Genomic DNA, 16795 nt, shown 5'->3' on the forward strand with positions numbered 1-16795 from the left:
GTGTGCTCCTGTCTTCAAATGGTTTCGCTCGGTCGCTCAGGCGGCCTGGACAGCGGTGAGCCGCAGGAAGTCGGCCCGCATCCGAGCGCGGTCAGCGACGTGCCCCGTGAACAGTTCGAAGGAGTCCGCGGCCTGCGCGGCGGCCATCCAGCCCCCGTCGAGCACGGCACAGCCGACCGCACGAGCCGCTTTGACGAGCTGGGTCTCTAGCGGGCGGTAGATCACGTCGGCCACCCAGTGCCGCGGCGCGAGGGCGTCGACGTCCAACGGTGTCCCCGGGTGCCCGACCATGCCGACGGGAGACGCATTTACGACGCCATCCGCCCCACCGAGGCACTCCGGGACGACATCGACCGCGATCGACTGAACCGCGAGGTCCTCGTGGTGCAGCGCCATTGCTCGGGCGAGCCCGTCCGCCCGGGCGGCCTCGGCGTCGGCCACCAGCAGCGACCGCACCCCGGCAAGCGCGAGCGCGTGGGCGACCGCGGCCCCCGCCCCGCCCGCGCCCACCAGGACGACCGTACCCAGTGCGGCCCCCGGCAGCCCTTCCTGAAGCCCGGCACGGAAACCCGCATGGTCCGTGTTGTGGCCCATGAGCCGGCCGTCCTCGACGACGACGGCGTTGACCGCGCCGAGTGCGTGTGCGTCCTCGGAGATGCCGTCGAGAGCGTCGAGCACCGTGAGCTTGCACGGATGCGTCACATTGAATCCCGTGAAGCCGAGCCGCGCGGCCTCGCGGACAAGCCGCCCGGCATCGGCCGGTGTCATACGGAAGCAGTCGATGTCCAGCAGCCGGTAGGCGAAGCGCAGACCGTGAGCGGCGGCCTCGTGCTCATGGAGAAGCGGGCTGAGCGAGCCGCCGATACCGGCGCCGACGAGGCCGACAAGATGCGCGTCGGTGACCATGGGGATCCCTTTCGAGGAGTAGGAGTACCCAAGTTCTGAAGGGGTCCGGGCCCCGTGATCAGAGGGAGGACGGGGTGCGCGCAGTCTCACGTTCGATGTCAGCGCGTCGACGGCCGAGCTCGTTCTTGGGCACGCGGTAGGTCTCCCGGGCGGTGAACGCAGCGGCCGCGGCGACTGCGCACGCGAGAGCGGTCATCCATGCGATCGGGCCCCAGTCGGCGGGGTTGCCCGCTGTGAGCGCGGTTCCGATGACGGGGCTGAAACCGGCCATGACCAGGCCGAGCATGAGGCTCACCGCCATGCCCGTGTAGCGCGTGCGGGCCGGGAACAGCTCCGCGAAGAATGCCGGATAGACCGCGTTGCACATCCCGAAGCCGATGGTGTTGAAAGCGACCCCGGCCAAGAAGATAAGAAGCCAGCTGCCGGAGTCCACAGCGCTGAAGAACACGAAAACCAAAGCCGCGCACGCGAGGGTGCCCGCGATGAACACGGGCTTTCGGCCGATGCGGTCGGAAACGACCGCGAACAGCGGCTGCAGAACCACCAGAGAGACGTTCGAGACCGCGATAGCGGCGAGCATCAGGGGCTTGTCGAGCCCGGCCGTCTGGGTGGCATAGGTCAGCGCGAGGACCGTGAAGACCGTGTTGACCATCGTGACCACAGCGCACAAGGTGACACGCACGACGTTCGGGAAGTCGTAGCGCAGGAGCTCCACAAGCGGCAGGGCAGCGGTCTTGGCGCCGTCCTTGAGCTCCTCGAAGACCTCCGGCTCCTCGAGCTGGCGTCGCAGGTAGTACGCGACGAGGGTCACGAGTGCGCTCGCGAGGAACGGCACACGCCAGCCCCAGCTCATGAGCGCGTCCTGCGGGAGCATCATCACTGGAATGAAGACGAGGCTTGAGATGACGATGCCGAACTGGATCCCGCTCATCGTGAAGCTTGTGTAGAAGGCGCGCTTGCCATCCGGTGCATGCTCAAGGATGAGCGAGCTGGCGCCGGGGGACTCACCACCCGCCGACACCCCCTGGAGGAAGCGGAGCGTGACAAGCGCGATCGGAGCGAACACGCCCGCAACGCTGTACGTCGGAAGGCACCCGATCAGGAACGTCGACGCACCCATGAGCACCAGCGTCGCGAGAAGGACGTTCTTGCGCCCCATACGATCACCGAAGTGTCCCCACACGATCGCGCCGAGCGGCCGGGCGATGTATGCGACGCCGAGCGTCGCGAACGACAGAAGCGTTCCCGCCGCCCCGGCATCAGGGAAGAAAAGCTTGGCTAAGAACAAGGCGGCGGCCGAGCCGAAGATGAAGAAGTCGTAGTACTCGAGCGCGCTGCCGAGGAACCCGGAGACGGCCGCGATCCTTGCGTTGCTGCGAGGGCGTCCGGCTGCGGATGTCGACGCTGACATGGTGCTCCCTTCGGGGCGACGCCAATCACCGTTCGATTGGCTCCTCCAGCATCGCGGCTCAGATTATGTTCAGTCCAACACCTATTTCGTCTGACGCATTGTGCAAAATGAACATAGTTCTCGCGGAGGCCGCTCGCAGGAGGCCGCGCACGCGGCCTCTCCGTCCACGACGGACAGATCATGGACCACACCAGGACGCCCTTCGGGCACCACGAAGAATGCCGCCAGCACAGCAAGGACCTACTGCCAATGGATGTCGCGAGGGTTCTACTACTGGGCTTTGCACCGGCCGCTGATGCCGGACGGCCGGCACAGCGCCCACCTTTCTGCCGCGGCCTCTGAACAGCACACGTCGCGACGGATTGGCTGTCGTCCCGGGCCTACCGCGGCTCACCGGGGTGGCTCTCCACGCGGCTCGCTGCTTCTGCCGCCAACGTGAGTAGCCAGGAGTCGGCGGTGCATGTCAGTGCAGTAGATCGGTTGACGCAAGCAGTGCCGCGAAGTCCTCCCACAGTTGCGGTATGGCGCAGACGGCTAGCTGCGGCGTCGCCTCGCCTTCCGGCCCGGTGAGGACGAGACCGGCCTGCGAGGCGAGGAACAACCCGGCGGCGACGTCCCAGAGCCGCGTGCCGAAGACGACCCCGACGTCGAGGCGCCCGGCAGCGAGGTAGGCAAGCTGCAGAGCAGCGGGCAGCCGCCGGAGGTCGCCGACTTGCGGCAGCAGGGCGGCGAAAACCGGGCCGATTCGCTGTTTCGTCGCCAGCGAGGTGTCGTAGCAGATACCCGCGAGAGCCTCGGTCAAGCGGACAGCACGCTGTGCGGTTATCCCCTTCCCGTTGAGGCGAGGCGCCTGCTCGGCCACCGCGGTAAAGGTCTCACCGGCGACCGGATCATGCACGACGGCGAGTCGACTGTCGTTGCCTTCGCGGAGAGCGATCGAGATCGACCACGGGCCAGTGCCCGAAATGTAGTTGCGGGTTCCATCGAGCGGATCGATGACCCACGTCCAACCACTCGTTCCCGCCTGCGTCGCCCCCTCTTCGCCGAGCACCCCATCGTCAGGGCAACGGCGCAGCACACCGTCGACGAGCAGACGCTCGCTTACGAGGTCCACATCGGAGACCAGATCATTCGCGTGGGCTTTCGCGCCTTGGACGACGAGTGCGGCGCGCCGCTCAAGCTGCAGCCTCCCAGCCTGGTGAGCCAGGTCAACGGCGACATCCAGCAACGCCTCCAGATCACGGTTCACGCTGCACCCTTCTTCACTTGATCCCGAGCCGCAACCCAGGTGGATCCCTTACACTGGCTATGTTGATTTCACACTTAATCTGTCATTTACTACACCGGCAGAAAACTATATGGCCTTTAGAGCATGCGCAAGCCCCGCCGAAGGAGTCCCCCATGGAAAGCCGATGGCTGCAGGCGTTCGTCGCCGTCGCGGACGAGTTGCACTTCGGTCGCGCCGCCACGCGGCTGCGCATCGCTCAGTCACCGCTGAGCCAGATCATCCGCAAGCTGGAGAAGGAGGTCGGCGTTCCGCTGTTCGACCGCAACACCCGCAGCGTCTCGCTGACCGCTGCGGGGCGTGCCCTTCTTCCACACGCCTACCGCGTTCTCGACGAGTTGCGTTTGGCCAAGGAAGCCGCACAGTCCTCCCTCGGCACCATCTACGGCAACGTGAGCATCGGCTTCGCGGGCGCGCTGAACCACAAGACATTGCCACCACTGACGCGCGCGGTCCGTCAGCGGTATCCCAACGTCGCCCTGACCCTGATGGGACGGGTCATGACCCGTGACGGTGTGGAGCAGGTCGAACAAGGCGCACTCGATCTCGCGTTCGTTGGCCTGCCCCTGGACCCCATGCCGCCGGTGCAGACGCGATTGATCCGGCGTGAGACCTTCGGCGCGGTCCTGCCCACCGACCATCCGCTCGCCCGCCGAAAAGACATCGATCTCGCCGACCTTGCCGATGACGGATTCATCACGACTCCGGTCAGCGCGGGATCAGCCCTGCAGGACGCCGCGATGCAAGCTTGCGTCAAGGCAGGATTCCGGCCGCGAATCGTCCAGGAGATCACCGATCCGTACATGATCCTCACGCTGGTCTCGGCCGGCGTTGGCATCGCACTGATGACATCCGGCGTGGCCAGCATCCTGCCCTCCGGCTCGATCTTCCTGCCGCTTCGCGGCGAGCAGACCTACATGAACCACGGGCTCGCGTGGTCGGCGGAGAACCCGTCACCGGCACTGAAGGCTGTACTCGACGTCGCCGAAGAGGTACTGCCGACACCGAACGAAGACTGACCACACGGCACCGGAGCCTCGAAATGCGCGCGAAGTCGCACCCCATCCCCGATACGAAATGAGCTGCGGGGGTCCTCATCACTCAGCTGTTCCACCAAGGCGTGTGCAAGGTTGATCTGAGGGCTGCGGCGGATTTCTGTTCAGGTGGGACGCGAGACGAGGGCGCGGTTTCCGGTGGGAGATCATCGGGTTGTCCAAGCCGTGACGGTCTATCCAGGAGCCGCACTCTTGTGTTCTTGGCTTCCCTGGTTCGGGTTGTGCTTGACCGGCCCACCCTCACAGTCGAGTCCTCACGGGGTCGTGTGGATGGACTCTGGCGGTCTCTGGAGGCGGTGGGCGGCGAATCCTGTATGGGTTGCCGTTGCTGCCGGCCCTGCCGGCCCTGCCGGCCCTGCCGGCCCTGCCGGTGAACGCCGGTGCGAAGACGTTCATCGAGTCCGCCTCGGCGAAGAGAACCCGCAAGTTCCATTGAAATCGAACCTTCGATTTCAATGGAACTTGCGGAACGTCGGCGTGTCGCACCCCGACACGCCGATGCCTGTGGACAACCTCCGCAATTTCAATGGAAATCGTGGACGGATACGGACGTGCCAGGACCCGCAGCCTGAAAGGTCCTTGTTCTGAACGGAAACCTGCGAACCGATCTGCTCGGGCCCGGCAGGGCATCCGAATATGACACCGCCCGAACGGCAAAGCCGCCGGTATCGTTGTGGTTTCAGGGTTCGGCGTGTCGCCTTGGTCTATTGTGGACTGCCAGGAAAGCGCCGGTGTGCGATATTAGACGGTGAAGATGTTCACGCGGGGAGCCTCGCTTTCGCTGGCCACGCTCGATGAGGAGGCGCTCGTCGCGCGCTCCGTCGCCGACGTGCTCGGCATCCACGACGAACGGACCGAGACCCGGTGACCGTTCTCGTCGAGCTGCGCGACCGGCAATTGCGGCTGGTCCTGGACGACTGAAAGGCGCCTGGTGGGCGACGGCGGAACCGTCCTGGTGGCCGGCTCGGAACCAGGTGACCGAGCATAAGGCTCCGGTTCGCGGATCAGTACGGCGTGCGGCCGCCGCCCACCGGATCAAGACCGGGGTGCCGCTGTGGACGACACCGGGGACGTGGCCTTGAGCTCATCGCCGACTTTTGCCGTGCGAGATACGGTCGCCGCGACCGCAGCCAGCACACAGATACCGCCCATGTACAACGCGGCTGGAAGCCAGCCCGCCGACCCGTCGCCAATGAGCGCGTACGCGATAGTCGGAGTGAAGCCGTACAGGATTAAGCCGATCTGGGTTGCCAAAGCGACCCCGGTGTATCGCACGTCGGGTGTGAACTGCTCCGCGAAGAACGACGGCCACAGGGCGTTGGGGGCGGCATAGACCACACCCTTGAGCACGATGGTCATCACGAAAACCATGATGATGCTATTCGCTCCGATCGATCCCAAATAGGCGAAGATCAATCCGGCGCATAGCAGGGACCCAACCACAAACACAGCCTTCTTACCTACTCGATCCGCTAGAGCACCGAACAATGGGTGGAAGACGAGCGCGACGATCTGGCTGATTGTGATGGCAGCGAGGACGCTTGTGCGATCGAGCGAATGCTCCGTGGTCGCGTAGGAAAGCCCGAATACGAGGATCATCGGAGCAACGCAGGTCACCAAGGACGACACAAAGACGAGAATCGTGGGCGCGAGGTGGGAACGCAGGAGGGTGATCAAGGGATAGCGCGCGGCGAGCCGATCACGGTGATCGCGGACTGCGGCCTTTGCGGCGAATTCCGGCGACTCGTCGATGCCCCTACGCACCAGGTAAGTGATGAAAACCGTGATGACGCTCGCCAAGAATGGGATCCGCCAGCCCCACGACACGAGTGCCTCTTCGGGGAGTGCAGAGATCGGGATGAAGGCGAGCGTTCCGAGAATGGAACCGGTCGCTACACCGTTGAGCATCCAACTGGAGTAGAGCGCCCGTTTGCGTTGCGGAGCGTGCTCCATGGTCAGCAGGCTCGCGCCCACCGACTCACCGCCGGCCGAAATACCTTGCAGTAGTCGACACAGCACCAACATGGCGGGAGCTGCAGCTCCGATCATGCTGTAGGTGGGGAGGCAGCCGATCAGCAGCGTTGCGGCTCCCATGAGCAACAGCGTGATTGTTAGGGCGCTCTTCCTTCCGGCCCGATCCCCGATGTGCCCGAATATGATGGCCCCGATCGGCCGGGCGAGATAGCCGACCCCGAAAGTGGCGAGCGAAGCGAGCATTCCTGCGGTGGCACTGGAGCTGGGAAAAAATACCTTGTTGAAGACTAACGCGGCCGCTGTTCCGTAGATCAGGAAGTCGTAGTATTCGACCACACTTCCGAGGAAGCCGCCAATGACCACTCGCCGGCTCATAGACGGATTTGAGGCAACTCCTCCCGTGCTGGATTCATCTGCGCGATTCGACTGCTGTGACGGCATTGTCAACTCTTTTCGGTGGGTTCGCTGTGTATCGGCGGCAGAAAGAGGCGGCTCTTGGGAAAGGGCGCCGTTCTCGTGGTTTACACCTTCTATGGATGTCAGGCCGGATGGCAAGCTGAGGACGCCACCCAGCGGCAGTTCCTGGTGGAGCGGTTCAGCCACTTGTCGACGACGTTATGCCGGAGAAGGCGTCGGCGGACGACAGACGATGACTGGCCCGTGTCCTGGACCTCGCGGCGACGGCCGGTCACAGCAAAGCCCCTTGGGCACGTAGTCCCTCCTGCAGCACGCGGTTGTCGACCCGGCCGGTATCGACATGCAAAGCGGCCGCGACACCGCAGGCGTGCCCGGTAGCGAAAGCCGTGCCCATCACCCGCGTCGAACTGAAGGCCTGCCGATCGGAGCTCGTCAGGCGTCCGCCCGCCCAGAGATTTGCAAAAGAGCGCGAGCTGATACATCCGTAAGAGATGTCGAACCAGCCGCCGTCGCGGATACCGTCGTAGGTGATGAGCCCAGGAACCGCGTGGTCCTCCATCAGCCAGCCGCCCCGGGCGACCACGACGTCGGGCCGCTTGCGCCCGGAGGTGACGTCCAGTGCGGTCACCATGTCCTTGCCTCGGAGCCTGCGTGTCTCCCGCACTCCGATCTCTGGCCCGGTGGCCGCGAGGAAGCTCGCTTCCCACCCGGGAACGCCACTGCGCAGGGCTCGGAAGTAGTGCGCGGCGAGGGCGCGACCCTCGGACTCGGCCCGGGTAGCGTCGTCGAGGTCGAGCATGTCCCGGTGCTGGTCGGCGACGAGCACCATGACCTCGCGGGACACCGGTAGGCGGACCATACTGCCGTGGTCGCGAAGGAGTGCCACGCCGTAGCGTTCGCGGTAGGCGCGCACTGCCCGGGTCATCGAGGCAGAGCTGAGATTTGCGTCCTCGGCGACGCCGCCCACCCGCATGACCAGTGTGCTCGCTTGACGTTCATCGGGGGCGAAGACGACTGTGTCGGCCCCTGTGGCGGCGAGAAGAGCTCCGTCCCCACTGCAGTCCACGAACGCGCTGCCGGAGATGGTTGCACGGCCGCCAGGATGGATGACCTCGACGGCCGCCACTCGGTCCCCCGCCGTTGTCGCATCGAAGACGGTGGCGTGCAGGAACACCGTCACGCCGGCGTCGATCAACAGAGAATCAAGGACGCGTTTCGTCGTTTCCAGGTCGAGCAACACGACTTTGTTCCCCGAGGTCGCGGTTGTGTGGGTGAGGTACAGATCGAGCTCCGCCAGCCGATCGAGGAACAGCTGCCCGACTCCCGCGACGACCTGGGTGTGGGAGGCGTCGAAGAACCCGCAGTAGGTCAGCACCGAACTCGCGACGGCCGCGCCGCCGAGATAGCCGTGGCGCTCGATCAGGCAGACGCGGGCTCCGCTGCGTGCGGCACCGACTGCAGCCGCGACGCCGCCCGCTCCTCCCCCGACCACGACGACGTCAAACTCCTGGCACTGGGGCCCCATTCGAATCCTCCTCAGGAAAAACGAAACCACGCACGAACACGGGTGTGTCCATCGTGGACCGGGCAAAGTCACTCAGGAAGCTTCGTTGTGGGCTTTTCGGCTATGCCCTCAGGGCATACGGTGCCAGCATGGTTGAACTCAGACACCTGGTCTACTTTCGCACTGTCGCCCAGCTCGGATCGATCGCAAAGGCCGCGACCGCCCTCCACATGACCCAACCCACTCTGAGCCGGCAGATTGCCCAACTTGAGCGGACTCTCGGACACCAACTACTCCGCCGGACCAGCCACGGGACCTCGTTGACACCGGCTGGTGAGAGCCTGCGAACGCACGTCGGAGCGATCTTGGAGCTAACCGACCGCATCCCGGAAGTACTGCACCGCGCCGAGCGCGGCACGCGCGCAATCCACATCGGTATGCCACCCGGAGTACCGCGGGAATGGTTCGAGGCACTCCAAACCGCCCTGCGCGAGGCCCGGCCGGACCTGCGGATCTCTCTCCGGGAGGCGACAAGCGAAAAGCAACGAGTTCTGCTTCAGCAGGGTGTCATAAATATCGGCCTGCTACACACAGAGCCGCGCGAGCTGCAATCGGTGCAGGTGTTCAGTCAGCGATTCGGCTGCGCGGTGCGTGACGCCTCGCGGTTCGGCGAGCGGAGATCCGTGATGCTCGAGGACCTCGCGGGGTTGCGGGTCATGGCACATTCCGTTCAGGAGAGCCCGGGGAAAGAAACACGGCTCCGCGCCGCGGCGGAAGCCCGCGGGGTACAGATCGATTGGGCCTTCCGGGGGTACTGGGAGCACGCCGAACTCGTCGCGGACAGCGCAGAGGCCGATGTTGTGCTCGCCACCGCCACATCGTCACGACGTCATTTCCCAGCGTGGCGATGGATTCCGCTTGATGAGTCAGAAAAGGCTAACTCAGTGGTCCGCACATGGGCGGCTTGGTTGGATCCGGACCTACTCGACCTGGAGGCCTGCCTGTCAGCTATGCATCAGGCAGCTATCCGGACTGCGCCCGACACGATGCCAATCAACACGCCCACGGTGGAGTAGAAAACCACCAGTGCCATCTCACCACAGGAGATCACGAATTCGTCCTCCGCCAACGACAGCGATCAACCCCCGAAGAACTTACGGCCAACTTACGGCCCCACTGTTTGTCACCGCAGAAGCCGATCCGCCGCGACCGCGGCTTCCACTCGCTCCGGCAGCGATGCTCGCACGGTGCCGGTAAAACGTACGTGGATTCACGCCATTGCCCCGGCACCACTCGGCCACGTTGCCGATCTTCGCGCCAGCCACAACAGTCGCGTCCTTCAGGCCGAAACGCCGCAGTCGGCGAAGCACCCGAGCAGGCCTCGACCTGGCAAATCCGCCGCCCTTTCCTTGACCCGTGCCGTCGAACTGACGTATCGTTCGCAGAAAGCACAGACGTTCACTATGCGAACAGCGAGGAGTGGTCGGGGTGGCACGCATCCTGCAGCTCGACGAGGCCATCGCGGAGCTGGTCCATGACGGCGACACGGTGGCCCTGGAGGGCTTCACCCACCTGATCCCGGTCGCGGCCGGGCACGAGATCATCCGCCAGCGCCGCAAGGACCTGACCCTGATCCGGATGACGCCCGACATCGTCTACGACCAGCTGATCGGGGCGGGCTGCGCGCGGAAGCTGATCTTCTCCTGGGGCGGCAATCCCGGCGTCGGCTCGCTGCACCGCTTCCGCGACGCCATCCAGAACTCCTGGCCGGTACCGCTGGAGATCGAGGAGCACAGCCACGCAGGCATGGCCAACCGCTACGCCGCCGGCGCCAGCGGGCTGCCCTTCGCCGTGCTGCGCGGCTACGCGGGCACCGACCTGCCCGAGCAGACCGACACGATCAAGACGATCGAATGCCCTTTCACCGGCGAGCGGCTGGCCGCCGTGCCAGCGGTCAACCCGGATGTCGGCATCATCCACGCCCAGCAGGCCGACCGGGCGGGCAACGTGCAGATGTGGGGCATCACCGGCGTGCAGAAAGAGACCGTGCTGGCCTCGGCCCGTTCGCTGGTCACCGTCGAGGAGATCGTCGACGAGCTCACCCCGCGCCCCGGCGCGGTCGTGCTGCCCCAGTGGGTGGTCACCGCCGTCGCGGCGGTCCCCGGTGGCGCCGCCCCGTCCTACGCGCAGGGCTACTACGAGCGCGACAACGCCTACTACCAGCAGTGGGACCCGATCTGCCGGGACCGCGAGCAGTTCGAGAACTGGCTGGAGACCGAGGTCTTCGGCGCCGAGAGGAGTGCCCGATGAGCTCCCCCGAATTCACCGCCGACGAGATGATGACCGTCGGTGCCGCCCGGTCGCTGCGCGACGGCACGGCGTGCTTCGTCGGCATCGGCCTGCCCAGCACCGCAGCGAACCTGGCTCGGCGCACGCACGCCCCGAACCTGGTGCTGATCTACGAGTCGGGCACGCTCGGCGCCAAGCCCGGCCGGCTACCGCTGTCCATCGGCGACGGCGTGCTGGCCGACACCGCCGACTCGGTGATCAGCGTGCCCGAGACCTTCAACTACTGGCTGCAGCCCGGCCGCATCGACACCGGATTCCTCGGCGGCGCGCAGGTGGACCGCTTCGGCAACATCAACACCACCGTGATCGGCGGCGACTACGCGAACCCGAAGGTCAGGCTGCCCGGCGCCGGTGGCGCCCCGGAGATCGCCGCGTCCTGCCGCGAAGTCCTCATCGTGATGCGGATGAACCCGCGCAGCTTCGTGGAAAAGCTCGACTTCATCACCTCGGTCGGCTACGGCACCGGCAAGGGCGATCGGGAGGCGCTCGGCCTGCGCGGCCGCGGCCCGGTCAAGGTGATCACCGACTTGGGCGTGCTGGAACCGCACCCGGATACCTGCGAGCTGACCCTCACCCAGCTCAGCCCCGGCGCCACGGTCGAGCAGGCCCGGGAGGCCGTCGGCTGGCCACTGAAGGCCGTCGACGAACCCGCCGTGCAGCAGACCCCGACCGAGACCGAACTGGCGGTGCTGCGGGAGCTCAAGGCGACCATCGCGGGAGGCGCGAAATGACCGACGTCTTCGTGCTGGACGCCGTCCGCACCCCCATCGGCCGCTACGGCAAGGGCCTCGCCGGGATGCGCCCCGACGACCTGGCCGCGCACGTGGTGGGCTCGCTGGTCGGACGGCACTCCGGCCTGGACCCGGCCACCATCGGCGACATCCAGTTCGGCGACGCCAACGGCGCCGGCGAGGACAACCGCAACGTGGCGCGGATGGCGGCACTGCTGGCGGGGCTGCCCACGAGCGTGCCGGGCGCGACAGTCAACCGGCTGTGCGGCTCCGGGCTGGAAGCCGTGATCAACGCCAGCCGGACCGTGCAGGTCGGCGATGCGGACCTCGTGCTGGCCGGTGGCGTGGAGTCGATGAGCCGCGCGCCGTGGGTGCTGCCCAAGCCCGAGGGCGGCTACCCGCGTGGCCACGAGACCCTGCACTCCACCACGCTCGGTTGGCGGATGGTCAACCCGAACATGCCGGATAAATGGACGATCGCGCTCGGTGAGAGCGCCGAAATCCTGGCCGACCGCTACAAGATCAGCCGGGACGAGCAGGACGCCTTCGCGCTGCGCAGTCACCAGCAGGCGGCCGCCGCGTGGGAGGCCGGGCTCTTCGACGCCGAGGTGGTCCCGGTTCCAGGTACCGAGGTCGCCAGGGACGAGGGCGTGCGGGCCAACAGCTCGCTGGAGTCGCTGGGCAAGCTCAAGCCGGTGTTCCGCGCCGACGGCACGGTGACAGCGGGCAACTCCTCGCCGCTCAACGACGGCGCCGCCGCGCTGCTGGTCGGCAACGAGCGGGCCGCGCAGCGCATCGGGGCGGAGCCGCTGGCGCGGATCGTCAGCCGCGGCGCGGCCGGGGTCGACCCCGACGTCTTCGGCATCGGACCGGTGGAGGCGGCCAAAACCGCGCTGCGTCGGGCGGGCATCGGCTGGGGCGACCTGCGGGCCGTCGAGCTCAACGAGGCCTTCGCCGCGCAGTCGCTGGCCTGCCTGGCCGAATGGCCCGAGCTGGATCCGGAAATCGTCAACGTGCAAGGTGGTGCGATCGCGATCGGCCACCCGCTGGGCGCCTCCGGCGCTCGCATCCTCGGCAGCCTCGGCCACCAGCTCCGCCGCGCGGGTGGCGGCTGGGGCCTGGCCGCCATCTGCATCGGTGTCGGCCAGGGACTGGCAGTCGTCCTGCATGCCTGACAGCTTTGTAGCGAAGGAGCTGTGATGACCACACACGAGACCCGGTCGCCCGCCGGGCTGATCCTGCCGGCCTACGGTCGCGATGCCGATTCCCATCCCGAGCTGAACACGCCCGAGTACCGCTCGTCGGCGCTGCGCTACCCGAAGCAGCCGCTGCAGTACCTGCCGCAGTACCTCACCGAGGTCACCGGGCCGCTGCTGGGCCAAGAACGCTGCGGCGAACACGACCACGACCTGACCGTGCAGCACAACGGCGAGCCGCTTGGCGAGCGGATCATCGTCAGCGGCCGGGTGCTGGACTCCGGCGGCAAGCCGGTGCCGAACACCCTGGTCGAGATCTGGCAGGCCAACTCGTCAGGTCGCTACCTGCACCAGGGCGACCGGCACCCCGCACCGCTGGACCCGAACTTCTCCGGCACCGGTCGGTGCACGACCGACGCGAACGGCAACTATAAGTTCATCACCATCAAGCCTGGCGCCTACCCGTGGCGCAACCACGACAACGCCTGGCGCCCGGCACACATCCACTTCTCGCTGTGCGGGCAGGCTTTCACTCAGCGGCTGATCACCCAGATGTACTTCCCCGGCGATCCGCTGTTCTACCAGGACCCGATCTACAACTCGGTGCGCGACGAGAAAGCCCGAAACCGCATGGTCTCCAGCTTCGACCTGGACACGACGGTGCCGGAGTGGGCGCTGAGCTACAAGTTCGACATCGTGCTACGCGGCCCGGAGGGGTCAGTATTCGAGGACGAAGAGGAGGACGACTGATGGCTGCTCCCACTCCCCCGGCTACCACTCCGTCACAGACGGTCGGCCCGTTCTACGCCCTGCCCGGCGGCATCCTCTGGGACGACGGAGCCGAGGTGGTCGCCGCCGACCGAGCGGGCACGTTCGTTCTGCACGGGTGGCTCGCCGACGGCAATGGCGATCCCATCCCGGACGGCGTGATCGAGATCTGGCAGGCCGACGAGCAGGGTCGGTTCGACCATCCCGACGACCCGCGGCCGGAGTCCTCCGGGTGGCAGGGCTTCGGCCGGTGCCCGACCGACGCCGACGGCGGGTTCTGGTTCCGCACCGTCAAGCCTGGCCCGTTGCCCACCCCGGAGGGGGCGACCGAGGCGCCGCACATTGACGTGACCGTGCTGGCCCGCGGCATGCTGAACCGGGTCGTCACCCGCGTCTACTTCCCGGACGAGGAGCAGGCCAACGCTGCCGATCCGGTGCTGTCCGCGGTAGATCCGGCGCGGCGCGCCACGCTGGTCGCGGCGGCCGACGACCGCGGCTACCGCTTCGACATCCGATTGCAGGGCGATGACGAAACCGTCTTCTTCGCTCTTTGATGTTGCTTGGTGGTCCTGCAGCGGAACCTCAGACGCCTTCCCCGACGACTCTCGTCGGGCGTAGGTGGGAGAAGGCGGATTCGCCGCTTGGCTGCCGCCAAAATGAATTCCGAGCGCCCATTGCGCTCAAACTCATAGAGAGGCTTGGCTGTGGGCACCGACAGCCTGTTCGTGCCGATGTTCAGCACGCCTGCGGCGACCGAGCGAACCAGCGGTTCGGCGTGGTTGCAGGCGATGCTGGACTTCGAGGCGGCGCTGGCCGCGGCCGAGGCCAAGGCCGGCCTCGTACCGGCCGCTGCCGCCGAGGAGATCGCCCGACACTGCCGAGTCGCGCTGTTCGACGTCGCCTCGATCGCCGACCGCGCGACCTCGGCGGCGACCCCGGTGATCGCGCTGGTGCGCGATCTGTCCGCCCTGCTGAACGCGGACGCGAGGCTGCACGTGCACTGCGGTGCGACCAGCCAGGACGTGATCGACACCGCCGCGATGCTGGTGGCACGCGACGTCCTCGGGCCGGTCATCGCGGATCTGCGCGCTGCGGCGGACGAATGCGCCCGGCTGGCCGAGGAGCACCGGGACACGCTGATGATCGCCCGCTCGTTGCTGCAGCAGGCGCTGCCGACGACGTTCGGGTGCCGTTGCGCGGGTTGGCTGACCGCGCTCGACGAGGCCACCGCCGCGCTGGCGCGCGTCCGCGACGAGCGGCTGGCGGTGCAGCTGGGCGGGCCCGCGGGCACGCTCGCCTCGCTCGGGTCCGACGGCGTCCGGGTGGTCCAGCTGCTCGCCAACGAACTGGGGCTGGCCGAACCCGTGGTGCCCTGGCACACCGACCGCACCCGCATCGCCGAGCTGGCCGGCGCGCTGGGCGCGGTCGCCGGGGCGGTCGGCAAGATCGCGCTGGACGTAGAGTTGCACGCGCAGACCGAGGTCGGCGAGCTCGCCGAAGGCAAGGCCGGCGGCTCGTCGGCCATGCCGCACAAGCAGAACCCGGTGTCGGCGGTACTGGTCACCGCCGCGACCCGCCGGGTGCCGGGCCTGGTGGCCACGCTGCTGTCGGCGATGCCGCAGGAGTACGAGCGTGCCGCCGGGGCTTGGCAATCCGAGTGGGAACCGCTGACCGAGCTGCTGCGGCTGGTCGCTGCGGCGGCCGCGCGGACCCGGCAGTTGCTGGCCGGGCTGCGCGTGCATCCCGAGAAGATGACCGCCAACCTCGACCTCACCCGAGGGCTGGTGATGGCCGAGAGTGCGGTCGGCCCGCTGCTGGGCGCCCTCGGTCGCACCGAGGCGCAGGACCTCGTCTCCCGGCTGTGCCGCCGCGCGGTGCAGGAGGGCACGACCCTGCGCTCCGAGCTGCTGGCCGACCCGCAGGTGCGGGCGGTGCTCTCGGAGGCGGAGGTCGTCGCGGCCACCGAATCCGCCGACTACCTCGGCGCCGCACCAGCTTTCGTCGACCGAGCCCTGGCCGCACACGCCAAATTGGAGAGCCGGTGAACGTTAACTACGAACTGACCGGACCGGACGGTGCTCCGGTCGTCGTGCTGTCCAACTCGCTTGGCACCGACCTGACGTTGTGGGACGAACAGGTTCCCGCCCTGGCGCAGGAGTTCCAGGTGCTGCGCTACGACCAGCGCGGCCACGGCGGCACTCCCAGCAAGCCGGGTCCGTACACGCTCAAGCAACTCGGCGGCGACGTGCTGGCGCTGCTGGACACGCTCGGCATCCGCCGGGCGCACTTCGCCGGGGTGTCGCTGGGCGGCATGACCGGCATGTGGCTCGCCGAGAACGCGCCGGAGCGCATCGACCGGCTCGCGCTGATCTGCACCTCGGCCGAGCTGGGCCCGGCGACGATGTGGCGGGACCGCGCCGTGGTGGTACGGGAGAAGGGCACCCAGGCGATGGTCGAGCCGTCCCTGCCGAAGTGGTTCACGCCGGAACTGGCCGGGCGCGCGGACGTCGTCGAGAAGTTCGGCGGCATGCTCGTCGCCGCCGACGACGAGGGCTATGCGGGTTGCTGCGAGGCGATCGCCGACATGGACCTGCTGCCCAAGCTCGGCGAGATCACCGCACCGACCCTGGTCATCGCCGGTGCCGAGGACCCGGCCACTCCCCCGGCGCACTCCGAGCGGATCGGCGCCGCCGTCCCGGGCGCTCGCGTGAAGGTGCTCTCGCCCGCCGCGCACTTGGCCAACGCCGAACGGCCCGAGGACGTCAACCGGCTGCTGCTGGACCACTTCACGAGGAGCGCATGATGCCCGACCGGCTCGACGACGAAACCCGGTACGCGCAGGGCATGGGCGTGCGCCGTGAGGTGCTCGGCGACGAGCACGTGGACCGGGCCAACGCCAAGATCACCCCGTTCACCGAGGGCTTCCAGGACTTCATCACCCGCTACGCGTGGGGCGAGTTGTGGAGTGGCGACGGGGCCGAGCGGCAGACCCGCAGCATGTTGACGCTGGCCATCCTTGCGGCGGTGGGCTGCGAGGACGAGTTCGCGATGCACGTGAGGGCGGCGCGCCGCAACGGCGTGGAGCCGGAGCAGCTCCGCGAGGTGCTGATGCACGTCGCGATCTACGCCGGGGTGCCCCGCGCCAACAGCGCCTTCGCGATCGCCAATACGATCCTGGGCGAAGAGCAGAACGACTGAT

The 16795-nt window shown here is 67.3% G+C and carries 15 protein-coding genes and 1 pseudogene; 11 read left to right on the forward strand and 5 right to left on the reverse strand.

What is annotated here, in order from left to right:
* Positions 1 to 36 precede the first annotated feature (36 nt).
* The 3 genes from ACRXBZ_RS02515 to ACRXBZ_RS02525 all read right to left on the reverse strand — a co-directional run bounded on the left by ACRXBZ_RS02515 (position 37) and on the right by ACRXBZ_RS02525 (position 3566).
* Positions 37 to 906 carry a shikimate dehydrogenase gene (locus ACRXBZ_RS02515; protein WP_433877587.1) on the reverse strand — a complete coding sequence of 290 codons (870 nt, stop codon included), beginning with the start codon at positions 904 to 906 and terminating at the stop codon, positions 37 to 39.
* A 58-nt stretch (positions 907 to 964) separates the two neighbouring features.
* A complete protein-coding gene (locus tag ACRXBZ_RS02520; RefSeq protein ID WP_433877588.1) occupies positions 965 to 2317 on the reverse strand; it encodes an MFS transporter in 1353 nt (450 codons plus the stop codon).
* 463 nt (positions 2318 to 2780) lie between these two features.
* Complete coding sequence (locus ACRXBZ_RS02525; RefSeq protein WP_433877589.1) at positions 2781 to 3566, reverse strand: inositol monophosphatase family protein; 786 nt, start codon at positions 3564 to 3566, stop codon at positions 2781 to 2783.
* Positions 3567 to 3625: 59 nt separating this feature from the next.
* On the opposite strand from ACRXBZ_RS02525, the gene ACRXBZ_RS02530 reads away from it, so the two are divergent.
* Positions 3626 to 4621, forward strand: a complete 996-nt coding sequence (locus ACRXBZ_RS02530) for a LysR family transcriptional regulator (protein WP_433877590.1) — start codon at positions 3626 to 3628, stop codon at positions 4619 to 4621.
* A gap of 1071 nt (positions 4622 to 5692) precedes the next feature.
* Here ACRXBZ_RS02530 and ACRXBZ_RS02535 read toward each other — a convergent pair.
* Both ACRXBZ_RS02535 and ACRXBZ_RS02540 read right to left on the reverse strand, forming a co-directional pair.
* On the reverse strand, positions 5693 to 7234 hold the full coding sequence (locus ACRXBZ_RS02535; RefSeq protein ID WP_433877591.1) for an MFS transporter: 1542 nt from the start codon (positions 7232 to 7234) through the stop codon (positions 5693 to 5695).
* Positions 7235 to 7319: 85 nt separating this feature from the next.
* Positions 7320 to 8573: an FAD-dependent oxidoreductase gene (locus ACRXBZ_RS02540; protein ID WP_433877592.1), complete on the reverse strand. Its 1254-nt coding sequence runs from the start codon at positions 8571 to 8573 to the stop codon at positions 7320 to 7322.
* Positions 8574 to 8701: 128 nt separating this feature from the next.
* Here ACRXBZ_RS02540 and ACRXBZ_RS02545 point away from each other — a divergent pair.
* The 10 genes and pseudogenes from ACRXBZ_RS02545 to pcaC all read left to right on the forward strand — a co-directional run.
* Positions 8702 to 8878, forward strand: a pseudogene (locus tag ACRXBZ_RS02545) (LysR family transcriptional regulator); the annotation flags it as partial.
* Between the two features lie 39 nt (positions 8879 to 8917).
* Positions 8918 to 9628, forward strand: a complete 711-nt coding sequence (locus ACRXBZ_RS02550) for a LysR substrate-binding domain-containing protein (RefSeq protein WP_433883782.1) — start codon at positions 8918 to 8920, stop codon at positions 9626 to 9628.
* 412 nt (positions 9629 to 10040) lie between these two features.
* Positions 10041 to 10862, forward strand: coding sequence for a CoA transferase subunit A (locus ACRXBZ_RS02555; protein WP_433877593.1), 822 nt, complete (start codon positions 10041 to 10043; stop codon positions 10860 to 10862).
* Positions 10859 to 11632, forward strand: coding sequence for a CoA-transferase subunit beta (locus ACRXBZ_RS02560; protein ID WP_433877594.1), 774 nt, complete (start codon positions 10859 to 10861; stop codon positions 11630 to 11632). The genes ACRXBZ_RS02555 and ACRXBZ_RS02560 overlap by 4 nt, the downstream gene beginning before the upstream one ends.
* Positions 11629 to 12807 carry a thiolase family protein gene (locus ACRXBZ_RS02565; protein ID WP_190814412.1) on the forward strand — a complete coding sequence of 393 codons (1179 nt, stop codon included), beginning with the start codon at positions 11629 to 11631 and terminating at the stop codon, positions 12805 to 12807. Before ACRXBZ_RS02560 ends, ACRXBZ_RS02565 begins: the two co-directional genes overlap by 4 nt.
* Positions 12808 to 12831: 24 nt before the next feature.
* Positions 12832 to 13578, forward strand: a complete 747-nt coding sequence (pcaH, locus tag ACRXBZ_RS02570) for a protocatechuate 3,4-dioxygenase subunit beta (protein WP_433877595.1) — start codon at positions 12832 to 12834, stop codon at positions 13576 to 13578.
* Entirely contained in the window at positions 13578 to 14150 is a 573-nt protein-coding gene (gene pcaG, locus ACRXBZ_RS02575) for a protocatechuate 3,4-dioxygenase subunit alpha (RefSeq protein WP_433877596.1), read from the forward strand. Before pcaH ends, pcaG begins: the two co-directional genes overlap by 1 nt.
* 150 nt (positions 14151 to 14300) lie before the next feature.
* The gene (gene pcaB / locus ACRXBZ_RS02580) at positions 14301 to 15641 is read left to right on the forward strand and encodes a 3-carboxy-cis,cis-muconate cycloisomerase (protein ID WP_433877597.1); all 1341 of its coding nucleotides are present in this window, start codon (positions 14301 to 14303) and stop codon (positions 15639 to 15641) included.
* Positions 15638 to 16399 (forward strand): 3-oxoadipate enol-lactonase, encoded by a 762-nt coding sequence (gene pcaD, locus ACRXBZ_RS02585; protein ID WP_433877598.1) that lies wholly within the window; start codon positions 15638 to 15640, stop codon positions 16397 to 16399. Before pcaB ends, pcaD begins: the two co-directional genes overlap by 4 nt.
* A complete protein-coding gene (gene pcaC, locus ACRXBZ_RS02590) occupies positions 16399 to 16794 on the forward strand; it encodes a 4-carboxymuconolactone decarboxylase (RefSeq protein WP_433877599.1) in 396 nt (131 codons plus the stop codon). The genes pcaD and pcaC overlap by 1 nt, the downstream gene beginning before the upstream one ends.
* Position 16795 lies beyond the last annotated feature (1 nt).

Source organism: Saccharopolyspora hattusasensis, assembly GCF_050972075.1.
Taxonomy (GTDB): Bacteria; Actinomycetota; Actinomycetes; order Mycobacteriales; family Pseudonocardiaceae; genus Saccharopolyspora; species Saccharopolyspora hattusasensis.

Excerpts from the sequence above, each read along its gene's own strand:
- pcaH (WP_433877595.1), top strand. The coding sequence starts at position 12,832 with ATGACCACACACGAGACCCGGTCGCCCGCCGGGCTGATCCTGCCGGCC.
- ACRXBZ_RS02515 (WP_433877587.1), bottom strand. The coding sequence starts at position 906 with ATGGTCACCGACGCGCATCTTGTCGGCCTCGTCGGCGCCGGTATCGGC.
- ACRXBZ_RS02520 (WP_433877588.1), bottom strand. The coding sequence starts at position 2,317 with ATGTCAGCGTCGACATCCGCAGCCGGACGCCCTCGCAGCAACGCAAGG.
- ACRXBZ_RS02530 (WP_433877590.1), top strand. The coding sequence starts at position 3,626 with ATGTTGATTTCACACTTAATCTGTCATTTACTACACCGGCAGAAAACT.
- pcaC (WP_433877599.1), top strand. The coding sequence starts at position 16,399 with ATGCCCGACCGGCTCGACGACGAAACCCGGTACGCGCAGGGCATGGGC.
- pcaG (WP_433877596.1), top strand. The coding sequence starts at position 13,578 with ATGGCTGCTCCCACTCCCCCGGCTACCACTCCGTCACAGACGGTCGGC.
- ACRXBZ_RS02540 (WP_433877592.1), bottom strand. The coding sequence starts at position 8,573 with ATGGGGCCCCAGTGCCAGGAGTTTGACGTCGTCGTGGTCGGGGGAGGA.
- ACRXBZ_RS02560 (WP_433877594.1), top strand. The coding sequence starts at position 10,859 with ATGAGCTCCCCCGAATTCACCGCCGACGAGATGATGACCGTCGGTGCC.
- ACRXBZ_RS02565 (WP_190814412.1), top strand. The coding sequence starts at position 11,629 with ATGACCGACGTCTTCGTGCTGGACGCCGTCCGCACCCCCATCGGCCGC.